The organism is Nocardioides sp. Soil774 (assembly GCF_001428125.1).
GTDB lineage: Bacteria > Actinomycetota > Actinomycetes > Propionibacteriales > Nocardioidaceae > Nocardioides.
This window is the reverse complement of sequence record NZ_LMSM01000012.1, coordinates 125,668-146,709: the sequence shown is the minus strand read 5'-3', so window position 1 is coordinate 146,709 and position 21,042 is coordinate 125,668. Positions and strand designations below refer to the sequence as shown.

The following is a 21,042-nucleotide window of genomic DNA, read 5'->3' as shown; positions in this document are numbered from 1 at the left end:
ATCGTGGCGCTCCGTAGGCTTGCCCCCATGAGTGACGGACGGGGCCTGAGCATGCGCGAGCTGCTGGAGCGCGGCGAGCGGTCGTTCTCCTTCGAGTTCTTCCCTCCCAAGGACGAGGCCGGTGAGCAGCAGCTGTGGCAGGCGATCACGGAGCTGGAGCCGTTCGGCCCGACGTTCGTCTCGGTCACCTACGGCGCCGGAGGCACCACCCGCGACCGCACCGTCGCGATCACCGCGCGCATCGCCCGCGAGACCGGACTGCTCCCGGTCGCGCACCTGACGTGCGTGGGCCACACCACCGCCGAGATCAGCGCGATCCTCGACGACCTCAGCAGCGCCGGCGTACGCCACGTGATGGCGCTGCGCGGTGACCCGCCGGCCGGACCGGGGTCGCCGTGGACGCCGACCGAGGGCGGGCTGACCTACGCCAACGAGCTCGTCGCGCTGATCCGCGGGCGGGCCGACATGCGCATCGGCGTCGCGGCGTTCCCCGAGGGTCACGTCGACGCGATCGACCTCGACCACGACGCGCGGGTGCTGAAGGCGAAGCACGACGCGGGCGCGGAGTTCGCGGTCACCGACATGGTGCTGCGCGCCTCCGACTACGTCGCCCTGCTCGAGCGGGCCGCGGCCGTCGGCGCCGACCTGCCGATCATCCCGGGCATCATGCCCATCCTGAACCTGCGCTCGATGGAGCGGATGGTGGAGTTCTCCCGCCGCCAGCTGCCTGCAGAGATCGTCGACCGGCTCGCGCCCCTCGCAGACGACCCGGCAGGCTTGCGCGCGGAAGGCATCGCCATCGCCACCGAGCTGTGCGAGGCGCTGCTCGACGCCGGTGCGCCCGGCCTGCACTTCTACACGCTGAACCGGTCCAAGGCGACGCGCGAGATCTTCGCCAACCTGCGCATCACGGCCTGAGCCGTGCGCACCATCACCGTCACCGGGACCGGCTCGAGCTCGGTCGCACCTGACACCGCGATGGTCCGGGTCGCCGCCGTCGCGCGAGGTGCGCGTGTCGCCGAGGCGTACGACGCCATGGTGCAGGCCGCCGCGTCGGTGGTCGCAGTCGCCGGGCGCCACACCGAGGCCCGCCGGGTGGCCTCCACCGGGATCACCGTGTGGCCCACCCGTGACCACGAAGGTCGCGAGAGCGGCTACGAGGCGCGCCACTCCTTCGCGATCGCGTGCGCCGAGCTGGTCGGTGCCGGCGCGATGCTGGCGGACCTGGCGGACGAGGTGGGCGACCACCTCGCCGTCGACAGCGTCGGCCTCGAGGTCGTCGACGACCACGGCGCCGGCGACAAGGCCCGCGAGGCCGCCTTCCACGACGCCCGCGACCGTGCCGCCCAGCTGGCGCGGATGGCGGGCGCCGGGCTCGGCGAGGTGCAGAGCATCGTCGAGGGCGACGCCGCGGACGGCCCGTCCCCGGTGGTGAAGGCCGCGATGCTGCGCGACGCCGGACTCCAGCCGGGAGAGGCGACGGTCAGCACCACGCTCACGGTGGTGTGGGAGCTGCTGGCCTGAGGGCTCTCATGCCCGTCCGACCAGGTCGGCCACCAGCGCGGCGCTCAGCCCCGCGAAGGGCAGGCCTGACCCGGTCGTCGCGTGGGCGCCCGCGGTCAGCACGCCGGCGACGGGCGTGCGCGGACCGAGCCGGGTGCGCGCAGTGCGCGGCCCCTGCCACAGCACGCCGTGCGGCGAGCCGCCCCACGCCTCGACGAGGTCGCGCGGGCTGCGGTCGACCCGGACGACGACCTGGCTGCGCACGTCGACGCCGTGGCGGGCGAGGGCGGTGAGCACGTCCTCGGCGATCCGACCCCGCGCCAGGACCGTCCAGGCGGCGTCGCCTTCAGGGGCGCGGCCGCCGGTCCGCACCACGAGCAGCGGGTCGCCGTGCAGCACCACCTCGTGCGGCAGGTCGGGGACGGGCCCGCGGAGGCCCACGTGGCACACGACGGGGGGCATGGCCGGCACGGTGCGCCGGACGTACGGCGCCAGCGTGGGCAGGCGCCGCGGGTCGATCGCCACCACGACGACGTCGGCGTCCACGTCACCCGCCGGGGTGCGTACGCCGACCACGCGGGCGTCGCGGACGACGAGGTCGCTCGCCGGGGTGCCGGTGTGCACGGCCACCGTGCGCAGCGCCAGCCGCTCGGCCATCGCCGTGCCCAGCGCCGCTAGCCCGCCCGGCACGGTCCATGTGCCGAAGCGCTGCTCGAGGTAGACCTCGACGCCGGCGAGCACCGGGGCGTCGCGCAGCTCGTGGCCGTCCATCACGACGCGGTGCCCGGCGACCAGCCGGAGCCGCTCGTCGCGCAGCGAGCGTCGCAGGCGCTTGTGCAGCGACTCCCGGCTGCCCAGGAGGTCGGTGAGCGCGCGGGGGGCGACGTCGGCGTCGTGGGGCCGCTCGTACCACTCCTTGCGCAGCAGCTCCCAGGTCTCGCCGAAGGACGCGACGTGGTCGACCCACTGCTGCCCCAGCCCCGGGCCGAGGGTGTCGAAGGCGGCGAGCTGGGCCGCCCGGGACCCACCCGGCAGACCCACGGACGTGCCGTCCTCGAAGCGGTGCTCGCGCACCAGGTCGAGCGGCTGCAGGTCCACCTCGCGCTCCAGCGGGCGACCGGACTTGCGGAACAGGTCGCGCACGACGGCGGGCAGGAGCGTGGTGGACGGTCCGGCGTCCCACGCGAAGCCGTCGCGCTCGACGGTGGTCAGGGCGCCCCCCAGCCGGTCGGAGCCCTCCAGCAGCGTCACGTCGTGGCCGAGCTTGGCCAGCCGGGCGGCGGCGGCCATGCCGCCGAAGCCACCACCGACCACCACCACGCGCGCCACGGGGGAACCCTAGGGCGTCGGGCCTACGCCGTGTGCTGCACCGGTCCCCGGCTGCGCCAGCGCCGCCACCCGCGACGGACCAGGCGTGCGACGAGGGCCAGCACGACCAGGCCGAGCACGAGCAGCACTCCGGCCACCGCGGCGGCGGTGCGGGGGTGCTCCAGGGAGAACCAGACCACGCCCAGCACGGCGGCGTCCTCGGTGAGGCTGGCCACCACGTTGGTCACCGGCTCCGGGGAGGAGTTGAGCGCCAGCCGGCCGCCGGCCTTGGCCAGGTGGCTCAGCAGGGCGGTGCCGCCGCCGACCACGCCGAGGACCGCCTGGTCGAGCGACGACGCGTCGCCGGCGAGCAGCACCCCGATCACCGCGCCGGCCGTGGGCCGGATGGCGGTGGAGACGGCGTCCCACGTCGAGTCGATGTAGGGGATCTTGTCGGCGATGAACTCCATCGCGTAGAGGAAGCCCGCCACGGCGAGGACGTCCCAGCGGCCGAGCACGTCGGGGACCTCGGTCAGCGAGCCCACGCGGTCGGCGACGCCGAGCACGAGGACGACGAGGTAGGCGTTGATGCCGCTCGCCCACCCGCTGGAGAACGTCAGCGCGAGCGCGTCCATCACTCGACCTCGACCTCGACGGCGCCGGTCATCGCGACCAGCTCGTCGTACGTCGTGGAGAAGACCGCGGCCGGGTGGCCGGCGGCCGCCCAGACCACGGGGTGCTGCCGCAGCCACGGGTCGATCCAGGTGCGGATGGCGGCGGGGTGGTCGAGGGGGGAGACCCCGCCGATGACCTGTCCGGTGTGCTGGCGCACGAAGTCGGGCGCGGCGCGGCGCAGCCGGACCACGCCGATGCGCCCGGCGACGACCGCGGTGTCCACCCGGTGGGCGCCGGAGGTGAGGATCAGCACGGGCTCGCCGTCGGCGTCGAAGAGGAGGCTGTTGGCGATGGCGCCGACCTCACACCCCAGCGCGGCCGCGGCGAGTGCCGCCGTGTGGGCGCTGTCGGGCAGGATGACCACGTCACCCGTCCCGCCGCGCCGGGTGAGCTCGCCTCGGAACGAGGTGATGGATGCGTGCTCGCTCGACATGGTGCGAGCCTAGCGACGACGAACGACGAGCCTCAGGGGGTTATGCATGGCGCGCGACGTGCCGGGATCCGTGGTCAACAGCGTGCGAGTGCTGGGCCTGATCGTGGCCACCTCCGGGGTGATCACGCTGCTGACCTGGCTGATGCACGACGAGGTCGTGCTCGGCTGGGCCAAGGGCAACCCGTCGGCCCAGGAGATCCTCGCCCAGGGAGGCATCGACCAGCTGCGCGAGAGCCCGATCGTGCCGGGCTTCGTCGCGCTCTCGCTGGTGGCCTTCGTGGGGTTCGCGCTGCTGGCGCTCGTGCTCGGGTCGTTCTTCCTCGGCGGCCACGGCTGGACCCGCCTGGTGCTGTCCGCGACCGCGGGCGTGGGCGTGCTCGTCGGGGCGGTGTGCCTCGACAAGCACCTGCCCGCGATCTTCGTGGTGCTGTCGGCGGTCGTGATCCTCGAGGGCCTGGTGCTGCTGTTCTTTCTCTGGCGCCGCGAGACCACCACCTACCTGCGCGAGGTCTGAGCCTCCTCCGCCGCCTCCTCCTCGGTTCCCACTCCACAGGGGGCGCTCGCCCCTTGACGCGCTGTCGGTGGCAGGGAGTACCGTTCGGAGTGTTCGAACACGTGTTCGATGCGACCCGGGTGGCGGTGACCTCGACCCCCACCTCCGCCCGGGTCGGCCCGGGGTCGACGGATGCGCAGGCCGAGCCTGCCAGAGGGTGCAGTGGAGGAGGCGCGATGAGGCAGTACGACGACCCTGTCGAGGTGCGACGCGGTGAGGCGGAGGACCCCGACCAGTTCCTGTGGCGGGGCACGCTGTGGAAGGTGCGCGCGGTGGTCGCGCACTGGGTGGAGACCGGCCCGTGGTGGCAGGGGAGCGGCGGTGCCGGCGGCGCGGCGCCCGACCTGCTCGCCGAGCGCGAGCTGTGGCGCGTCGAGGCCGGGCGAGGCGAGCAGGGCCACGGCGTGTTCGACCTGTCCTTCGACTGGACCGACGGGCGCTGGCAGCTCGTCGGCTGCCTGGACTGAGGGGGAGCGACATGGACCGCACCGTCAACCCCCACCTCCTCCCGGCGACCTCCCACTCCTACCTCCAGCGCTCGGCGACGTCGCTCCACGACGCCATCACCGCGCGCGACGTCCCCTCGCGCTATGCCTGCGCCCACGTCGCGGCGCTCTGCGCCGCAGCGGCCCTGCTCGCGGCGCGGGCGCGCCCCGCACCCCGGGGCCGGCGCCAGAAGAACGCGTGGGTGCTGCTGGCCGACGTGGCGCCCGAGCTCACCGAGTGGGCGAGCTTCTTCGCCGCGGGGGCGGCCAAGCGGGCCGCCGCCGAGGCCGGATCGACGCGGGCCGTCACCGAGCGCGAGGCCGACGACCTGGTCCGCGACGCCGACCGGTTCCTCGCCGTGGTCGAGCAGTCGCTCGGCCTGGTGCCGCACGCCAGCGTGGCGTGAGGTGTCGCGCGACCCCTTCGTCCACCTCCACGTCGCCTCCGGCTACTCCCTGCGCTACGGCGCGTCCCACCCGTCGACGCTGGTGGAGCGCGCGGTCGAGCACGAGATGGACACCCTCGCCCTCACCGACCGCGACGGCACCTACGGCGCGGTGAAGTTCGTCCGGGCCGCCCGCGCGGCCGGCGTACGCCCCGTGCTGGGGGTGGACCTGGCGGTGGCGCCGACCGGCTCGCTGGACCGCGCGGCCGATGGCCCCCGCCGCCCAGCCCCACGTCGTACGCCGGTGCGCGGCGGGGAGGTGCGCGGGCTCTCGTCCCAGCAGGGAGGCAGTCCCCGGGTGACGTTCCTGGCCAGCGGGAAGGCGGGCTGGGCGGCGCTGTGCCGGATGGTGTCCGCGGTCCACCTGTCGGGGGAGCGCGGTCGCCCGGTGGGCACGCTCGACGTGCTGGCCCCGCACCTGGCCGGCGGCCACGTGCTGGTGCTGCTCGGTCCCGCCTCGGAGCTGGGGCTCGCCGCGACACGACGACGCGACGACCTGGGGCTGGCCGCGCTCGCGCCGTGGCTGGCGGTGGTGCCACGGGAGAACGTCGTCGTCGAGCTGGTCTCGCACCGTCTCGGCGGACGCTCGGGCGACTGGGGTCCGGGCACCTCGCCCCACGCGGCGCGGATGGCCGGGATCGCACGCACGGCGGGCCTGGTCACGGTGCTGACCAACGCCGTGCGCTACGCCGACCGCCTCGACGCCCCGACCGTGGACGTCCTCGACGCCGCGCGGCGCCTGGTGCCGCTCGGCTCGTCCCAGCTGCGCGACCGGGGCCCGGACGGCGGCCGCGGCAACGCCGAGGGCTTCCTCAAGTCCGGCAAGCAGATGCTCGAGGTGGCCGAGGAGGTCTGCCGCCTGTCCGGGCTGGCGCACGACAGCGCAGGCGCGGCACGGCGCCTGCTCGCCCGCACCCGGACGGTGGCCGACCGGTGCGCGCTCGACCCGCGCACCGACCTGGGCATCGGGGAGGTGCACTTCCCCGAGCTCGCGCTCTCCGACGTCTCGGCCGACCCGGCCAACTCCGCCGACGTCGTCCTGCGACAGCGGTGCGAGGCAGCGATCGGTGGCCGCTACGGCAATGCCCCCAAGGTGCTGCTGTGGAAGCGCCTCGACGACGAGCTCGAGACGATCCGGGCCCTGGGCTACGCCTCCTACTTCCTCACCGTCGCCGACGTCACGCACCTCATGGGCGAGATGGGCATCCGGCGCGCGGCGCGCGGGTCCGGTGCCGGCAGCCTGGTCAACTACCTGCTCGGCATCTCCGGCGTCGACCCGCTGCGCCACGGCCTGCTGATGGAGCGCTTCCTCTCCACGCGCCGGGCCTCGCTGCCCGACATCGACGTCGACGTCGAGTCCGCACGGCGCGAGGAGGTCTACCGGGCGGTCCTCGAGCGCTACGGCGGTGAGCGGTGCACGACGGTGTCGATGATGGACACCTACCGCGTCCGCCACGCGGTGCGCGACGTCGGCGCCGCGCTCGGCATGCCGCCGGGCGAGGTCGACGCCATCGCCAAGGCGTTCCCCCACGTCCGGGCGCGCGACGCGCGGGCCGCGCTGCGCGACCTGCCCGAGCTGCGGGCGAGCGGTCTCGGCGACGGCGGCCTCGACCGGTTCTTCGGCCTCGTCGAGAGCCTCGACGGGCTGCCGCGCCACGTCGCGATGCACCCCTGCGGGATCCTGCTGTCCGACGCCACCCTGCTCGACCGCACCCCCGTCGAGGCGTCGTGGGCGGGGTTCCCGATGAGCCAGTTCGACAAGGACGACGTGGAGGACCTCGGGCTGCTCAAGCTCGACGTGCTCGGCATCCGCATGCAGTCGGCGATGGCCCACGCGGTCGCCGAGATCGCGCGCGTCGACGACGTGCGCGTCGACCTCGACGACGAGGCACAGGTGCCCCTCGACGACCCGGCGACCTTCGCGCTGATCAGCAGTGCGCGCACCCTCGGCGTGTTCCAGGTCGAGTCGCCCGGCCAGCGCGAGCTGGTCGGCAAGTCCGGCATCGAGTCCTTCGACGACATCATCACCGACATCTCGCTCTTCCGGCCCGGCCCGGTCAAGAGCGACATGATCACCCCCTACCTCGAGGTCAAGCAGGGCTGGCGGAGCGCGCGCTACCTCCACGACGACCTGCGCCCGATCCTCGAGCAGACCCGCGGGGTGGTCGTCTTCCACGAGCAGGTCATCGAGGTCGTCGCGCGGTTCGCGCGCGTGTCCAACGCCGAGGCCGACGAGAGGCGCCGCGCCCTGGGGAGCCCCGACGGCATGGCCGCGACGAAGGCGTGGTTCTTCCCGCGCGCGCTCGCCCAGGGCTACGACCCGGCTGTCGTCCAGGAGGTCTGGCGGGTGCTGGAGGCCTTCGGCTCGTTCGGGTTCTGCAAGGCCCACGCCGCGGCGTTCGCCCTGCCGACCTACCAGTCGGCCTGGCTCAAGGCGCACTGGCCGGCGCACTTCCTCTCCGGGGTGCTGACCCACGACCCCGGGATGTACCCCAAGCGGCTCATCCTCGACGACGCCCGCCAGCTCGGCGTGGGCGTGCTGGGGCTCGACGTCAACGCCAGCTCGTCGACGTACGCCGTCGAGCGCGGCACCACCGGGGAGGGCCACGCGATCCGGCTCTCGCTGAGCGACGTGAAGGGCATCAGCGCGGCCGAGGTGGCGCGCATCGTCGAGGCGCGCGCGGGCACGCCCTACGCCTCGCTGTCCGACTTCTTCCACCGTGCGCGGGTCTCGCGCCCCGTCCTCGAGAGGCTGGTGCTGGCGGGCGCCTTCGACGGGGTCTACGGCATCGGGTCGGGCGAGGTCGCGGTGACGCACCGCGGCCGGGTGACGCGCCGCGACCTGCTGCTGCAGGTGGCCGAGCTCGACCAGCACGCCCGTGCGGTCGACCGCGCCTCCCGCGGTCGCGGGCTGCGTCGTACGCCACCCGCGCGGGCCGCGGCAGCCGCCGCCACGGCCGCGGGGCGCAACAGCTCCGACCCCACCGTCCGGGCCGCCGCCCAGTCGCAGGCCGCGCGGCCCGTGGTCCGCGCCGAGTCGGTCCAGCTGACGCTGCGGCTGGGCGACGAGCCGGGCGAGCCGGGGGAGAGGCCCGCCGGCCTGCCCGAGATGACGACGCTGGAGCGGATGCGCGCGGAGCTGGAGATCCTCGGCCTCGACGTCAGCCAGCACGCGGTGGCGCCCTTCGGTCCCTTCCTCGACGCGCTGGGCATCACCCGCAGCCGCGACCTGCTGCGCCGCCGCAGCCGTGCCGAGCTGCTGGTCGCGGGAGTCAAGGTGGCGACCCAGACACCGCCCGTCCGCTCCGGGCGACGCGTCGTGTTCCTCACCCTCGACGACGGCACCGGTCCGGTCGACGCGACCTTCTTCGACGACGTGCAGGGTCGCTTCGCCACCACGGTGTTCTCCTCGTGGCTGCTGCTCGTGCGCGGCGAGCTGCGCCGCACCGGCCGACGAGGCGTCTCGCTGCGCGCCACCGGGGCCTGGGAGCTGCCGGCGCTGCACGAGCTGTGGCAGCGCGCCCGCACGGCGGACGACGGGCTCGCGCTCGTGCGCGCCGAGCTGGCCCGGGCGCCGGAGCCCGCGCCCGGTGAGCCCGCACGGCTCCGCGTGCTGGTCCACCCGACCGGGTTCCGGGTCTCGCCCTACGCCGACCTCAGGCCGCCCGGCGACGACCCCGGCGCCGTCCCTCGCTCGCTGTGGCACCGCAGCCCGGGGAGCCCCGGATGACGTCGGGAGTCCCTGCGCGCCCACTAGGGTTGGTCCCATGTCCCAGCCCTCGGCCAGCCCCTCTGCCAGCGAGCGTCGCCAGTCCGTGCGCACCGGCGTGGTCTGGGACGGCGTACGCCACGTGCTCGACGGTGACGGACAGCAGGCCCGCATCGTCGACATCGGCGGTGGCACCGGCGGCTTCGCGGTGCCGCTGGCCGAGCTCGGCCACCGCGTGCAGGTCATCGACCCCAGCCCCGACGCCCTCGCCTCGCTCGACCGTCGCGCGCGCGAGCGCGGCGTCGCCGACCGGGTCACCGGTCAGCAGGGCGACCTCTCCGACCTCCCGGCGCTCGTCGACGAGGCCGACCTCGTGCTGTGCCACGGCGTGCTGGAGATGGTCGACGACCCGGCGGCCGCCCTGGCCGCCATCGCCGGTGTGCTGCGTCCGGGCGGTCACCTCAGCCTCCTCGTGGCCCAGCGCCACGCGGCCGTCGTGGCACGCGCCATGGCCGGCCACTTCCAGGCCGCTCGCGAGCTGCTCGACGGCGACCAGACGGGCGGGCGGGGCGGTCGACGCTTCACCCACGACGAGGTCGCCGACCTCCTGGGGGCTGCCGGCCTGCGGCCGCGGTCGGTCCAGGCCGTGCGGGTCTTCGCCGACCTCGTGCCCGGCAGCCTCCTCGACCTCGAGCCGGGTGCCACGGCTGCCCTCGTCGAGCTCGAGCGGGCTGTCGCGACCCGCCCGGAATACCTGCCCCTCGCCGCGCAGGTGCACGTCATCGCCCAGCGCTGACCGCGCCGCCGGCCGGTCCCTGCCGGGGTGGTCCCGGTGACTGACACCCCGCTCCTGCACGTCGACATGGACGCGTTCTACGCCTCCGTCGCCCTGCGCGAGCGCCCCGACCTCGTCGACCAGCCCGTCGTCGTCGGCGGGAGCGGGCGCGGGGTGGTGCTGGCGGCCAACTACGTCGCGCGCACCTACGGCATCCGCTCGGCGCTCCCGATGACGCGCGTACGCCGCCTGTGTCCCCACGTCGTCGTGCTCGAGCCCGACTACGCCACGTTCAGCACCGTCTCGGCCTCGGTGATGGAGACCTTCCGCGAGGTCACCCCGCAGGTGGAGGCGATCTCGCTCGACGAGGCCTTCCTCGACGTGCGCGGGTCGCTGCGCCGCCTCGGCACCCCGCGCGAGATCGCCGAGCGGCTGCGCTCGACGATCCACGACGAGCAGGGCATCACCTGCTCGGTCGGGGTGGCGGCGTCGGTGTCGGTGGCCAAGCTCGCCAGCCGGCGTGCGAAGCCCGACGGCGTGGTCGTGGTGCGGCCGTCGGAGGTCACCTCGTTCCTCCACCCCCTCGACGTCGGTGAGCTCTGGGGCGTCGGCGCCAGCACGCAGGCGCTGCTCCACCGCTTCGGCCTGGTCACCGTCGGCGACGTCGCGCACACCCCGCTCGACACGCTCCAGCGCGCGGTGGGTGTCCACCTCGGTCGTGAGCTCCACCGCCTCGCGTGGGGCACCGACCGCGGCGAGCTGGTGCCGCGGGCCGGGCCGCACGAGCCGGAGCGCTCGATGGGGGCCGACGAGACCTTCGCCCGCGACACCGACGACCGCGAGGTGGTCGTGCGCGAGCTGCTGCGCCTCGCCGCCCGGGTCACCGGCCGGATGCGCTCGGCCGGGGTGGCGGGTCGCACGGTCACCCTCAAGGTCCGCTTCGCGGACTTCACCACGATCACGCGCTCGCGCACCCTCCCCGAGGCCACCGACGTGACGGTGGAGGTCCACCGCACGGTGACCCGCCTCTACGACGCGCTCGGCCTGCAGCGCGCGCGCCTGCGCCTGGTCGGTGTCCGGGTCGAGGGACTGGTGCCGCGCACCACCGTCCACCACCAGCTCGAGCTGGGCGAGCCGGAGCGCGGGTGGGCCGAGGCCGACCGTGCCGTCGACCGCGCGGCACGCCGGTTCGGCTCGTCGGCCGTGCGGCCGGCGAGCCTGGTCCGACGCCGGTGAGGCCGGCTGTCCGGGTCCACCGGCCCACCCATAGGGGTCGAAGGCCTCCCCACCGGGGTGAATTTCGACAGGACGCCTACCGTAGGCACCGGAGCGTGCCTAGACTTGAGGCACGAGGTGGAGGAGGAACTGTGGAGCTCTCCGAGGAAGAACTGCGACTGCTCGAGCAGATGGAGCGCGCCCTCGTCGAAGAGGATCCCAAGCTGGCCTCGACCCTGCGTGGCACCTCCTTCCAGCGCGCCGCCCGTCGCCGCATGGTGCTCGGCGGCGTCATCCTCGTCGTCGGCGTCGCGCTGCTCATCGCAGCCGTGCTCATCGGGGAGAACCAGGTGGTCCGCACCGTGATGGGCGTCCTGGGCTTCGTCGTGATGCTCGGCGGCGCGATCCTCGCCCTGACGTCGGCGCGCAGCCCCGGCCACCCGGTGTCTCCCAAGGTCCGCGCCTCCGGCAGGTCCGGCTTCGGCGTCGTCGACGGTGGGCGCGCCCACCGGCCCCGCCGCCAGCGCTCCGGCAGCCCCTTCATGGAGCGCATGGAGGAGCGGTGGCGCCGCCGCCGCGAGCGCGGCTTCTGACGCTTCCTCCCCGCTGACCGGGCGCTTCCTCACGCCCGCGCACCGGGCACGTCATGCCCGTCGCGCCGGTCAGCCGATGAGCTCGTCGACCGTCCGCGCCGACTCGTGGCCCGGCGTCTCGGCCTGTGCCCGACCCGAGCGCGAGCGCGGACGCCACGTCGTACGCCGTCCGACGACCGACGCGGGCCACCAGGCGGCCCGACGCACGTCGCGAGGCGTGACCCCCGCGGCCAGCGCCTCCTCCACCAGGACGGCATCGCCGGCGTGCTGCTCGGCGGTGAAGGACTCGGGATCGCGCGCGTAGCGGCTGCGCTCGAGCGCGACGACGATCCGGTCGAGGGCCTGCGCCGCCTCGGGCGCCTGGTCGCGGCCGCGACGGGGACGGTCGGGTCGTGCGCTGCCCTCCACCGGCGCGGCGAGCAGTCGTCCGAGCCAGTCGCCGACGCGTCGCGGTGACCTGCCGGACGGCCAGCTGTGGCCGAGGTCGCGCGTGGTGTCGTGCAGCTCGTCCCAGAGGTCCTCGATGCCACCGGCGAGCCGGCGACGACGACGGGCGGCGCGCACGAGCCGGGGCGTCAGCAGCAGCAGCGCGACGACGGTGAGCCCCACGAGGCCGGCCGCGACCGCCACCCACGGGACGGAGCTGGTGTCCTCGTCCGCGGAGCCGGAGTCGGCGCTCGGTGACGCACCGCGATCGGGCAGCAGCTCGGTGGACTTGCTGACGCTGGGGGTGGGGCTCTCCGTGACGGCCTCGAACTCGGCGTTGGTGTAGCCCGGGACCTCCGTGGCACGGTCCTGCGGCGTGGGCTCGAAGCGCACCCATCCCGATCCGGGGAAGTAGAGCTCGGGCCAGGCGTGCAGGTCGTGCGCGGAGAACTCCCACGAGCCGTTGGTGGCCTTGTCGGGCTCGAGGAAGCCCACCGCCACCCGGCTCGGGATGCCGATCACGCGCGCCATGATCGCCATCGATGCCGCGAACTGCTCGCAGTAGCCCACCCGGTCGTCCAGGAAGGCCATCAGGTCCGCCCCGCCGCTCCCGGCCGACTCGACCTGCGCCCGGTCGTAGCGGAAGCCGCCGTCCTCGCGGAACCACTGCTGCAGCAGCTGCGCCTTCTGGAAGCGGGTGGGGGCGTCGGCGGTGACGCTCGCCGCGAGGCGGCGGATCTCGCCGTTGAGCCCGGGCGGGACGTCGGTGAAGATGCCGGCGACGGAGCCGGCTCCGGAGACGGCCTCGTTCATCGACTCCGCGTCGTAGGTCAGCTGCACACCCGTGAAGTCGTAGGTGCGGTCCGTTGTGGTCACGTCGTCGCGGGCGCCGATGAAGTCGCGGGTGTTGACGTCGTAGCGCCAGTCGGTGCCGGCGTCGATCTGCGTGACCTGGGCGGTCGTGGGCAGCCAGCTGGAGGCGAAGTCGGGGCCGATGCGCACGTCGTACCTGTACTCCTTGCGCGGCACCGAGGTGCTGACCCCGTCGAGGGGCGGCAGTGCGCCGGTGGCGGTCTGCGAGTCGGGGATCTCGCGGTCGCCCGGAGTCCACGAGCTGCCGTTGAAGCGGGAGAGCACCGACAGGCGGAGGTAGGTGGGCTTGGGACCGGGTGTGGTGACCCAGAGGAGTGGGATGTCCCGGCCGCGGCTGAGGTCGCGGCGCAGGTCGACCATCGGGTCCTTGACCTCGACCTCGCGGGTGCCGGGACCGTTGCCGTCGAAGACGCTCATGCTCATCGTCGGGACGGCCGCGGGCACCAGCACGGCGAGCGCGATCGCGCTCGCTCCGAGCGCGACCGCGGTGTTGCCGATCGCTCCGGTGCGCACCGAGAACGCGCCCTTCTCACCGTCGGGCGCGCGCCCCCAGCTGGTCACGTGGTCGCTGTGCTGGATGAAGACGAGGGTGAGGAAGAGCGCGGCGATGACGCAGAAGAGCCACCAGGAGACCGCGTCGCCCGTCACCGCCACCGGCAGGGTGTACGCCGCCAGCAGCACGAGGCCCGCCACCGGTGCCCGGCGCAGGGTGCAGGCGATCGCGTCGACGAGGACCACCACCAGCGTGCCACCGATCAGCAGCAGCGGGTGCACCGGCGGCACGCCCAGCTGCACCGGGGCGGCGTAGCTGCGCGAGCTCTCGAGCGCACCGTCGAGCGCGGCGAGGAAGGCATCGACGTTGCCCGGGGTGGGGATGGGGGAGCCGGTGGTGGTGCCGAGCACGAGGAGCGCCCCGAGGACGAGCTGCCCGGCCACCACGGCAGGTGCCGCGAACCGTGCCCAGCGACCGAGCGCGCCGAGGCCGCACACGACCACGCCGATCATCAGCAGCGGGATGCCGACACGGGCGAACCCCTCGGTCAGCCCGCTCCAGGACAGCACGGTCGCCCACGACGCGAGCAGCGCGATGCCCGAGACCCGCAGCTGGTGCGGCAGCGTGCTCCACGACGACCTCATCGCGCGGCCCCCGTCGAGGCGGTGGCTCGGCTCGACATGAGACCGAGCTCCTGCCAGGCGGTGTCGAGCCGGTCGCGGGGGCCGAGGGTGACCGAGCGCCACCCGGCCGAGGTGAGGTGGGCCGCCGCGCCGGCGCCGGGCTGGGGCGGGAGGTGCGGCGCCCAGGCGTCGACGTCGAGGGCGATGGCCAGGCTGGACGACGCGTGGTGCTGGAGCCGGCGCAGGAACGGGAGGTCGTGGTCGACCAGCGCGCCGAACACCCCGACCACGAGGCCGCCGTGGCCGGGCTCGGCCAGCCACTGGGTGTCGGGCGCGGGGGAGTGGTCGAGCTGCACGACCGCCAGCGACTCCAGCAGCGGCACGGTGCTCGCGTCGGCCGCATGGGAGTGCCACTGCGTCTCGCGGCTGTCGCCGGAGGCGGTCACGAGACGCACGGTGTAGCCGTGGTGGGCGAGGTGGACCGCGATCGAGGCCGCCGCGGACACCGCACCCTCGAGCGAGCTGGCCGCACCCTGGCCGCGGTGCGAGGTGCCGCGGTTGTCGAGGAAGACCGTGGCGCGCGACTGCCAGGGCTGCTCCTCGCGACGCACCATCAGCTCGCCGGTGCGCGCCGAGCTGCGCCAGTGCACGCGACGCAGGTCGTCGCCGCGACGGTACTCACGGACCGTCACGTCCTCGGCGCTGCCGCTGGCGAAGGCGCGCGGGCGGTTGTCGCCCGAGCCGGTCCAGGCCCCGCCCAGCGGGATGTTGGGCAGCGCGATGGTCCTCGGGGTGACGGTCAGCCGGGTCGTGGCGTGGAAGGTGCGGCCGAGCTCGACGAGGCCGAACGGGTCGGTGACGCGCACCGACATGGGACCGATGTCGAACTGCCCCCGCAGCTCCGAGCGCACCTGGTAGGTCGCGTGCCGGCGCCACCCGTGTCCCAAGCCCTCGAGCACGAAGCGCGGACGGGTGCCCAGGACGTAGGGGAGACGCTCCTCGAGCAGCAGCACGCCGGTCGGCGTGCGCGACTCGTTGGAGACGGTGAGCTCGACGGTGGCGGGCTGACCGGCCACGACGAGCTGGGGGGAGACGGTGCGCACCAGCGCGAGGCGGTAGCGCGCGCGGCCGACCCACCACGCCGTCAGCAGCGGCAGCACAGCGACCAGCACCCCGATCCGTACGACGGAGGAGTGGCCGACCACGATCGCCGCGACGATCGTCGTGGTGCCGGCGGCGAGGAATGCCCGTCCGCGGACGGTCAGGGCAGCGAGCGCCTCACGCACGGGCGTCGGGGACGGGGACCGACTCGACGATCCCGGACAGGATCGCCGAGGTGGTGCGCCCGCTCATCGTCGCTTCCACGTTGGGCAGCAGGCGGTGGGCGAGCACGGGGGAGGTGATCCCGTGGATGTCGTCGGGCAGGACGTAGTCGCGGCCCTGGGTCGCGGCCACCGCCTTCGCGGCGCGCACGAGGTGCAGGGTCGCGCGGGGCGAGGCGCCGAGGTGGAGGTCGTTGCTCGACCGGGTGGCGGTGGTGAGCGCGACGGCGTAGCGGTGGACGGCCGACGACACGTGGACCCGGCCGACGATCTCGATGACCTTGCGGAGCTCGCCCGCGTTGGTGACCGGCTCGAGCTCGTCGAGGGGGTTGTGGGCTGTGTGGCCCTCGAGCATCGCGATCTCCGCGGACTCGACGGGGTAGCCCACCGAGACCCGCGCCATGAAGCGGTCGCGCTGCGCCTCGGGGAGGGCGTAGGTGCCCTCCATCTCGATCGGGTTCTGGGTGGCGATGACCATGAACGGCTTCTCGAGCATGTAGGTCGCGTTGTCGACGGTGACCTGGCGCTCCTCCATGGCCTCGAGCAGGGCGGACTGGGTCTTGGGGGAGGCGCGGTTGATCTCGTCGCCCACCACGATGTTGGCGAAGACCCCGCCGGGACGGAACTCGAACTCACGGGTGTCCTGGTTGAACACCGACACGCCCGTGACGTCGGAGGGCAGCAGGTCCGGGGTGAACTGGATGCGGCGCACCGTGCAGTCGATGCTGCGCGCGAGGGCCTTGCTGAGCTGGGTCTTGCCCACGCCCGGGACGTCCTCGATCAGCAGGTGGCCCTCGGCGAGCAGCACCACGAGGGCGGCGTTGACGACGTCGGGCTTGCCGGCGATCACGCGCTCGATGTTGTGGCGGACGGCGCTGGTCACCCTGCGCACTGTGTCCAGGTCGGGTGCCGGTCCGGATGCCCGCTCGGTTGGCCCAGTGGTCACGCTTGCCATCCCCTCGTTCGTTCCACCCCACGGTATGTGGTGCGCGCAACATACCCGTCCACAGCCCACGCGAACGCTCGCTCGCGCCCGGATGCCCCACTTCCCCCCACCAGTGGCGGCGTACGTCCCCCACCGGCGCTCCACCCCGGGTCCCCGCAGGCGCCGCTGAGCGTGGATCGACGCTCGCCGCGCTCGACGAGCGGCGCACCACCCGGGACCGGAGAAGCGCGGCACGGGCGAAAAACGACCGCGAAACACGCTCGTTCTGGTTGACGGTGGAGTGAAGTGGAGTAGTGTGGTGCGAAGTGGGGGACAGGGTCGATCTGCCCGCCGAGCCAGTGGAGGTGCCGGATGTTCTTCGGCACCTACACGCCCAAGCTCGACGAGAAGGGACGGCTCTTCCTCCCGGCGAAGTTCAGGGACGAGCTGACGGAGGGACTCGTGGTGACCAGGGGGCAGGAGCGCTGCCTCACCGTCTGGTCGCTGGAGGACTTCGGCCGGCTCACCGATCGGCTCCGCGAGGCGCCGGTCACGCAGAAGAACACCCGTGACTACGTCCGCATGCTGTTCGCCGCCGCCAGCCAGGAGGTGCCGGACAAGCAGGGACGCATCAACATCCCGGCCCCGCTGCGGGAGTACGCCTCGCTCCGCAAGGAGTGCGTCGTCATCGGCTCCATGAACCGCATCGAGATCTGGGACCCGACCGCGTGGGCCACCTACTCCGAGGAGCAGGAGCAGAAGTTCTCCGAGCTGAGCGACGAGGTCTTCCCCGGCATCTGATCCACCCGCACCTGGTCCACCGCCCGACAACTCCACAGCTGACATCGCGACCCGCATCACCAGGTCTCGAGCCCGCTCCCTCGCGTGGCCATCTGGGGCACTTCCCCGGCACCAGAGGGCCTTCCCCAACACCTGGGAGCGGGCAGGGACCTGGTGCGGCGGCTCGCCCCGTGCCAGTCAGGCGTGGGGAGTGTCAGCCGCACCGCCAACACAGACCAGCACCGCCAGCACCAGCCGAGCACGTCATGAGCACAGCAACCAGTGGGGTCGAGACCATGAGCACCACCCAGCCCTTGGGACGCACGACGGCATCCGCGCCGCTGCGGGTGCGCGACCAGGCCCGCGACGCCGCCGCCCTGATCGCCTTCTCCGCGGCCACCGCCTCCTCGCTGGCCCTCGCGCTGCTGCTGCTGACGCACCTGGGCTCCCAGGGCTGACTCGATGATCACTCCCAGCCACGCCCCGGTGCTGCTCGACCGGGTCGTCGCCCTGCTGGCGCCTGCCCTGTCCGAGCCCGGCTCCGTCTACGTCGACTGCACCCTCGGGCTCGGCGGCCACAGCGAGGCCGTCCTGGAGCGCCTCCCGGACGCACGCGTCATCGGCATCGACCGCGACCCGGCGGCGCTGCAGATGTCGCGCGAGCGCCTGGCCGCGCACGGCGAGCGCTTCACGGCCGTGCACGCGGTCTACGACGAGCTGCCCGAGGTGATCGGCTCGCTCGGGCTCGACCACGTCGACGCGGTGTTCTTCGACCTGGGCGTGTCCTCGATGCAGCTCGACGTCCGCGAGCGCGGCTTCGCCTACTCCGAGGACGCCCCGCTCGACATGCGCATGGACCCCACCACGGGCCAGACCGCCGCCGACCTCCTCAACACCGCGACCGCGCAGGAGCTCACCCGCATCCTGCGCGAGTACGGCGAGGAGAAGTTCGCCAGCAAGATCGCCCGCGAGGTCGTACGCCGTCGCGAGACGACGCCGTTCAGCACCAGCGCCGACCTGGTCGAGCTGCTCTACGCCACCATCCCGGCCCCGGCCCGCCGCACGGGGGGACACCCCGCCAAGCGCACCTTCCAGGCGCTGCGGATGGCCGTCAACGACGAGCTCGCCGTGCTGCGCCGCGCGATCCCGGCCTCGATCGAGGCCATCGGGGTGGGCGGCCGCGTGGTCGTGGAGTCCTACCACTCCCTGGAGGACCGCCTGGTCAAGCGCGCGTTCGCCGACGCCACCCGCCTCGACGTGCCCCCGGACCTGCCGTTCGTCCCCGAGGGGGCCGAGCCCGCGCTGCGCCTGGTCACCCGGGGGGCCGAGCGCGCCGACGAGCACGAGATCGCCGAGAACCCCCGAGCAGCATCCGTCCGGTTGCGCGCCGTCGAGCGTGTGCTGCCGGCCTCACGACCCGCCTCCCGATCCGCCTCCCGCTTCCTTCCCCCTGGAGCCGTCCGATGAGCAGTCCCGTCCTGCAGCCACGCACCCGAGTCACCCGGATCGCCCAGGAGGCGGTCGACCGGGCCCGGCTCACCGTGGTGCCGCGGGTGCGCAGTCGCGCCCCGCGCGTCCCGTTCGTGACCCTGGTCAGCCTGGTGCTGGTCGGCGGCATCGTCGGGCTGCTCCTGTTCAACACCTCGATGCAGCAGGCGTCCTTCACCGCCTCCGCCCTCGAGGGTGAGGCCGACACGCTGGCCGCCCGCGAGCAGACGCTGCGCATGGAGCTCGACGAGCTGCGCAACCCGCAGCGGGTCGCGCAGCAGGCACAGGAGATGGGCATGGTCATCCCGACCGCGCCGGTCTTCCTCGACCTCCAGACGGGCAAGACCAGCGGCGTGCGCACCCCCGCCACCCGCGAGGACGCCCTCCGGCTGCTGCCGCCGGCCCCCGTCAAGCCCGCCGTCCTGGCGCCCGCACCGACCACGGTCGTCGTGCCGGCCCCGAGTGCTGCGGAGCAGCCGACGACGCCGGCCACCGACTCCACCGCCACCCAGAAGCAGGCCCGCAAGAACCGCAACCGGTGACGGCGCGCGCGCACCGATCTGCGCCGCACCCCACCTAGTTTGGTCGACAGGCTCCGGAGTAAGCGCCGGGGCACGGAAAGAGGGATACCAGTGCCGAGCACCCGCGCCACCGGCAGTGCCAAGCGCGGCGCCTCGCGGGGGGCGCCCATGATGCGCCTGCGCGTCGGGTTCGTCCTGATCGCGATGGTCCTGTCGTTCTTCGGCGCCCGGCTGGTCCAGCTGCAGGGCGTCGACCCGCAGTCCTACGCCGTCCGCGCCGCCGCCGAGGGCGCCGCCCGGGTCACGCTCGTGGCAGAGCGCGGCGACATCCTCGATCGCAACGGCGTGCCGCTGGCCGACTCCATCAAGGGCAAGATGGTCATCGCCGACCCGAGCCTCACCGCCGACCGGGCCCCCGAGATCGCGCGCCTGCTGTCCGACCGGCTGTCGATCGACTACTTCAAGACGCTCAACGCGCTGCGCGGGCGCAACGAGGGCAGCCGCTACGAGTACGTCGCCCGCCGGGTGCCGAGCACCCTGGCGTCCGACACCCTCGACGAGCTCGACGCGGCCGGCTTCTCCGGCATCAGCCTGCAGGACGACCCCATCCGCGACTACCCGGCCGGCGACGTCGCGGCCAACCTGCTCGGCTACATGGGCACCGACGAGCCCCTCGGTGGCTTCGAGCGCACCTTCGACAAGCAGCTCGCCGGCGTCGACGGCGAGGCCACCTGGCAGTCGACCTCCGGGCGGGGCGTACGCATCCCGCTGCGCGAGAGCACGCTGCGGGCCGCGCAGAACGGCACCGCGCTGCGCACCACCATCGACCGCGACCTGCAGTGGTTCACCCAGAAGGTCCTGGCCCAGACCGTCCAGCAGTACAGCGCTGCGAGCGGCTCCGCGATCGTGATGGACACCCGCACGGGCGAGATCCTCGCGCTGGCCGACGTGCCCACCTTCGACGCCAACAAGCCGGGCGAGGCCGACGAGGACGACCTCGGCTCGCGCGCCATGAACGACACCTACGAGCCGGGGTCGGTCGAGAAGGTGCTCACGGCCTCCTCGCTCATCGACGCGGGCAAGGCCTTCCCGCGCCAGCGCTTCAAGGTGCCGGGCGTCCTGCAGCGCCAGGACCGGCCGATCGGCGACTGGTTCGACCACGGCATGATCCGGCTCACGCTGGCCGGCATCATCGCGAAGTCCTCCAACATCGGCACCGTGCTGGCCGCCGACGCGTTCTCGCCGCCGCAGCTGGTGTCCTACCTCCAGCGCTTCGGCCTCGGGCAGAAGACCAACATCGGCGTGCGCGGCGAGACCCCCGGCATCCTGACGCCCGGGGAGGTCATGACCTCGCAGACCAAGGACCGCGTCGCCTTCGGCCAGTCGCTCTCGGTCAACGTGGCGCAGATGGCCGCGGCCGTGAACACGGTCGCCAACGGCGGCGTCCGCGTCTCGCCGAGCCTTATCGAGGGCAGCGCGGTCACCGACGACGGCACCACCGTCGGCACCGACGTGGCGACCCGCACCCGCGTGATCAGCAAGGAGGCCGCCCGCGCGACCGCGAAGATGATGGAGAAGGTCGTCGACCCCGAGGACGGCGTCGCGCCGCGGGCGCAGGTGCCCGGCTACCTCGTCGCCGGCAAGACCGGCACCGCCCAGCGGGTCAACCCCGACACCGGCCTCTACGACGGCAGCACGTCGGTCTCCTTCGGCGGCTTCGCCCCGGCGGACGACGCCAGGTTCACCGTCTACGTCGTCATCCACGCCCCCAAGGGCGAGGCGGGCGGTGGCTCGACGGCCGGCCCGGTCTTCTCCCGGATCATGGGCTACGTGCTCGGCCGCTACGGCGTGGAGCCAACCGGCGGCAAGCCGTCGCGTCTCCCCGTCGAGTGGTGA

General features: G+C 73.8%; 20 protein-coding genes. 14 read left to right on the top strand and 6 right to left on the bottom strand.

Annotated features, from left to right (window positions below):
• Nucleotides 1-27: 27 nt before the first annotated feature.
• Both metF and ASG76_RS18545 read left to right on the top strand, forming a co-directional pair.
• Nucleotides 28-918 (top strand): methylenetetrahydrofolate reductase [NAD(P)H], encoded by an 891-nt coding sequence (gene metF / locus ASG76_RS18550; protein ID WP_056607130.1) that lies wholly within the window; start codon nucleotides 28-30, stop codon nucleotides 916-918.
• Between the two features lie 3 nt (nucleotides 919-921).
• Nucleotides 922-1,524, top strand: a complete 603-nt coding sequence (locus ASG76_RS18545) for an SIMPL domain-containing protein (RefSeq protein WP_056607127.1) — start codon at nucleotides 922-924, stop codon at nucleotides 1,522-1,524.
• A 6-nt stretch (nucleotides 1,525-1,530) separates the two neighbouring features.
• Here ASG76_RS18545 and ASG76_RS18540 read toward each other — a convergent pair whose 3' ends face one another.
• Genes ASG76_RS18540 through ASG76_RS18530 form a run of 3 tightly spaced genes read right to left on the bottom strand, consistent with a single transcriptional unit; the run spans nucleotide 1,531 to nucleotide 3,919 of the window.
• Nucleotides 1,531-2,832 (bottom strand): phytoene desaturase family protein, encoded by a 1,302-nt coding sequence (locus ASG76_RS18540; RefSeq protein WP_056607124.1) that lies wholly within the window; start codon nucleotides 2,830-2,832, stop codon nucleotides 1,531-1,533.
• A gap of 23 nt (nucleotides 2,833-2,855) precedes the next feature.
• A complete protein-coding gene (locus ASG76_RS18535) occupies nucleotides 2,856-3,446 on the bottom strand; it encodes a DUF4126 domain-containing protein (RefSeq protein ID WP_056607121.1) in 591 nt (196 codons plus the stop codon).
• Nucleotides 3,446-3,919 (bottom strand): YbaK/EbsC family protein, encoded by a 474-nt coding sequence (locus ASG76_RS18530; RefSeq protein ID WP_056607118.1) that lies wholly within the window; start codon nucleotides 3,917-3,919, stop codon nucleotides 3,446-3,448. Before ASG76_RS18530 ends, ASG76_RS18535 begins: the two co-directional genes overlap by 1 nt.
• Before the next feature lie 46 nt (nucleotides 3,920-3,965).
• On the opposite strand from ASG76_RS18530, the gene ASG76_RS18525 reads away from it, so the two are divergent.
• The 7 genes from ASG76_RS18525 (at nucleotide 3,966) to ASG76_RS18495 (ending at nucleotide 11,695) form a co-directional block, all read left to right on the top strand.
• On the top strand, nucleotides 3,966-4,433 hold the full coding sequence (locus ASG76_RS18525) for a hypothetical protein (RefSeq protein ID WP_056607115.1): 468 nt from the start codon (nucleotides 3,966-3,968) through the stop codon (nucleotides 4,431-4,433).
• Between the two features lie 215 nt (nucleotides 4,434-4,648).
• Nucleotides 4,649-4,939 carry a DUF6504 family protein gene (locus tag ASG76_RS18520; protein ID WP_056607113.1) on the top strand — a complete coding sequence of 97 codons (291 nt, stop codon included), beginning with the start codon at nucleotides 4,649-4,651 and terminating at the stop codon, nucleotides 4,937-4,939.
• Nucleotides 4,940-4,950: 11 nt separating this feature from the next.
• Nucleotides 4,951-5,364, top strand: a complete 414-nt coding sequence (locus ASG76_RS19465) for an SAV_6107 family HEPN domain-containing protein (RefSeq protein ID WP_056607110.1) — start codon at nucleotides 4,951-4,953, stop codon at nucleotides 5,362-5,364.
• 1 nt (nucleotide 5,365) lies between these two features.
• Nucleotides 5,366-9,133 (top strand): DNA polymerase III subunit alpha, encoded by a 3,768-nt coding sequence (locus tag ASG76_RS18510; protein WP_056607105.1) that lies wholly within the window; start codon nucleotides 5,366-5,368, stop codon nucleotides 9,131-9,133.
• A 37-nt stretch (nucleotides 9,134-9,170) separates the two neighbouring features.
• Nucleotides 9,171-9,908 carry a methyltransferase domain-containing protein gene (locus ASG76_RS18505; RefSeq protein ID WP_056607102.1) on the top strand — a complete coding sequence of 246 codons (738 nt, stop codon included), beginning with the start codon at nucleotides 9,171-9,173 and terminating at the stop codon, nucleotides 9,906-9,908.
• A 36-nt stretch (nucleotides 9,909-9,944) separates the two neighbouring features.
• Complete coding sequence (dinB, locus tag ASG76_RS18500) at nucleotides 9,945-11,123, top strand: DNA polymerase IV (RefSeq protein WP_235529755.1); 1,179 nt, start codon at nucleotides 9,945-9,947, stop codon at nucleotides 11,121-11,123.
• 131 nt (nucleotides 11,124-11,254) lie between these two features.
• Nucleotides 11,255-11,695 carry a DUF3040 domain-containing protein gene (locus ASG76_RS18495; RefSeq protein WP_056607099.1) on the top strand — a complete coding sequence of 147 codons (441 nt, stop codon included), beginning with the start codon at nucleotides 11,255-11,257 and terminating at the stop codon, nucleotides 11,693-11,695.
• 69 nt (nucleotides 11,696-11,764) lie between these two features.
• On the opposite strand, the gene ASG76_RS18490 is transcribed toward ASG76_RS18495, so the two are convergent.
• The 3 genes from ASG76_RS18490 to ASG76_RS18480 are packed head-to-tail and all read right to left on the bottom strand — an operon-like array spanning nucleotide 11,765 to nucleotide 16,387.
• On the bottom strand, nucleotides 11,765-14,131 hold the full coding sequence (locus tag ASG76_RS18490) for a transglutaminaseTgpA domain-containing protein (protein WP_056607096.1): 2,367 nt from the start codon (nucleotides 14,129-14,131) through the stop codon (nucleotides 11,765-11,767).
• Entirely contained in the window at nucleotides 14,128-15,396 is a 1,269-nt protein-coding gene (locus tag ASG76_RS18485) for a DUF58 domain-containing protein (protein WP_056607092.1), read from the bottom strand. The genes ASG76_RS18490 and ASG76_RS18485 overlap by 4 nt, the downstream gene beginning before the upstream one ends.
• Complete coding sequence (locus ASG76_RS18480; protein ID WP_056607089.1) at nucleotides 15,389-16,387, bottom strand: AAA family ATPase; 999 nt, start codon at nucleotides 16,385-16,387, stop codon at nucleotides 15,389-15,391. Before ASG76_RS18480 ends, ASG76_RS18485 begins: the two co-directional genes overlap by 8 nt.
• Before the next feature lie 342 nt (nucleotides 16,388-16,729).
• On the opposite strand from ASG76_RS18480, the gene mraZ reads away from it, so the two are divergent.
• From mraZ to ASG76_RS18460, 5 genes are all read left to right on the top strand, one after another.
• Complete coding sequence (gene mraZ / locus ASG76_RS18475; RefSeq protein WP_056607086.1) at nucleotides 16,730-17,158, top strand: division/cell wall cluster transcriptional repressor MraZ; 429 nt, start codon at nucleotides 16,730-16,732, stop codon at nucleotides 17,156-17,158.
• Between the two features lie 275 nt (nucleotides 17,159-17,433).
• Nucleotides 17,434-17,595 (top strand): hypothetical protein, encoded by a 162-nt coding sequence (locus tag ASG76_RS19205; protein WP_157559201.1) that lies wholly within the window; start codon nucleotides 17,434-17,436, stop codon nucleotides 17,593-17,595.
• A 4-nt stretch (nucleotides 17,596-17,599) separates the two neighbouring features.
• Complete coding sequence (gene rsmH, locus ASG76_RS18470) at nucleotides 17,600-18,604, top strand: 16S rRNA (cytosine(1402)-N(4))-methyltransferase RsmH (protein WP_056607083.1); 1,005 nt, start codon at nucleotides 17,600-17,602, stop codon at nucleotides 18,602-18,604.
• Nucleotides 18,601-19,167: a hypothetical protein gene (locus ASG76_RS18465; protein WP_056607080.1), complete on the top strand. Its 567-nt coding sequence runs from the start codon at nucleotides 18,601-18,603 to the stop codon at nucleotides 19,165-19,167. Before rsmH ends, ASG76_RS18465 begins: the two co-directional genes overlap by 4 nt.
• Nucleotides 19,168-19,257: 90 nt before the next feature.
• Nucleotides 19,258-21,042 (top strand): peptidoglycan D,D-transpeptidase FtsI family protein, encoded by a 1,785-nt coding sequence (locus ASG76_RS18460; protein WP_235529752.1) that lies wholly within the window; start codon nucleotides 19,258-19,260, stop codon nucleotides 21,040-21,042.

What these genes read in the sequence shown, in the direction of transcription:
- metF (WP_056607130.1), top strand. Translation starts at nt 28, where the DNA reads ATGAGTGACGGACGGGGCCTGAGCATGCGCGAGCTGCTGGAGCGCGGC.
- ASG76_RS18535 (WP_056607121.1), bottom strand. Translation starts at nt 3,446, where the DNA reads ATGGACGCGCTCGCGCTGACGTTCTCCAGCGGGTGGGCGAGCGGCATC.
- ASG76_RS18530 (WP_056607118.1), bottom strand. Translation starts at nt 3,919, where the DNA reads ATGTCGAGCGAGCACGCATCCATCACCTCGTTCCGAGGCGAGCTCACC.
- ASG76_RS18525 (WP_056607115.1), top strand. Translation starts at nt 3,966, where the DNA reads ATGGCGCGCGACGTGCCGGGATCCGTGGTCAACAGCGTGCGAGTGCTG.
- ASG76_RS18520 (WP_056607113.1), top strand. Translation starts at nt 4,649, where the DNA reads ATGAGGCAGTACGACGACCCTGTCGAGGTGCGACGCGGTGAGGCGGAG.
- ASG76_RS19465 (WP_056607110.1), top strand. Translation starts at nt 4,951, where the DNA reads ATGGACCGCACCGTCAACCCCCACCTCCTCCCGGCGACCTCCCACTCC.
- ASG76_RS18505 (WP_056607102.1), top strand. Translation starts at nt 9,171, where the DNA reads ATGTCCCAGCCCTCGGCCAGCCCCTCTGCCAGCGAGCGTCGCCAGTCC.
- ASG76_RS18490 (WP_056607096.1), bottom strand. Translation starts at nt 14,131, where the DNA reads ATGAGGTCGTCGTGGAGCACGCTGCCGCACCAGCTGCGGGTCTCGGGC.
- ASG76_RS18480 (WP_056607089.1), bottom strand. Translation starts at nt 16,387, where the DNA reads ATGGCAAGCGTGACCACTGGGCCAACCGAGCGGGCATCCGGACCGGCA.
- mraZ (WP_056607086.1), top strand. Translation starts at nt 16,730, where the DNA reads ATGTTCTTCGGCACCTACACGCCCAAGCTCGACGAGAAGGGACGGCTC.
- ASG76_RS19205 (WP_157559201.1), top strand. Translation starts at nt 17,434, where the DNA reads ATGAGCACCACCCAGCCCTTGGGACGCACGACGGCATCCGCGCCGCTG.
- rsmH (WP_056607083.1), top strand. Translation starts at nt 17,600, where the DNA reads ATGATCACTCCCAGCCACGCCCCGGTGCTGCTCGACCGGGTCGTCGCC.
- ASG76_RS18465 (WP_056607080.1), top strand. Translation starts at nt 18,601, where the DNA reads ATGAGCAGTCCCGTCCTGCAGCCACGCACCCGAGTCACCCGGATCGCC.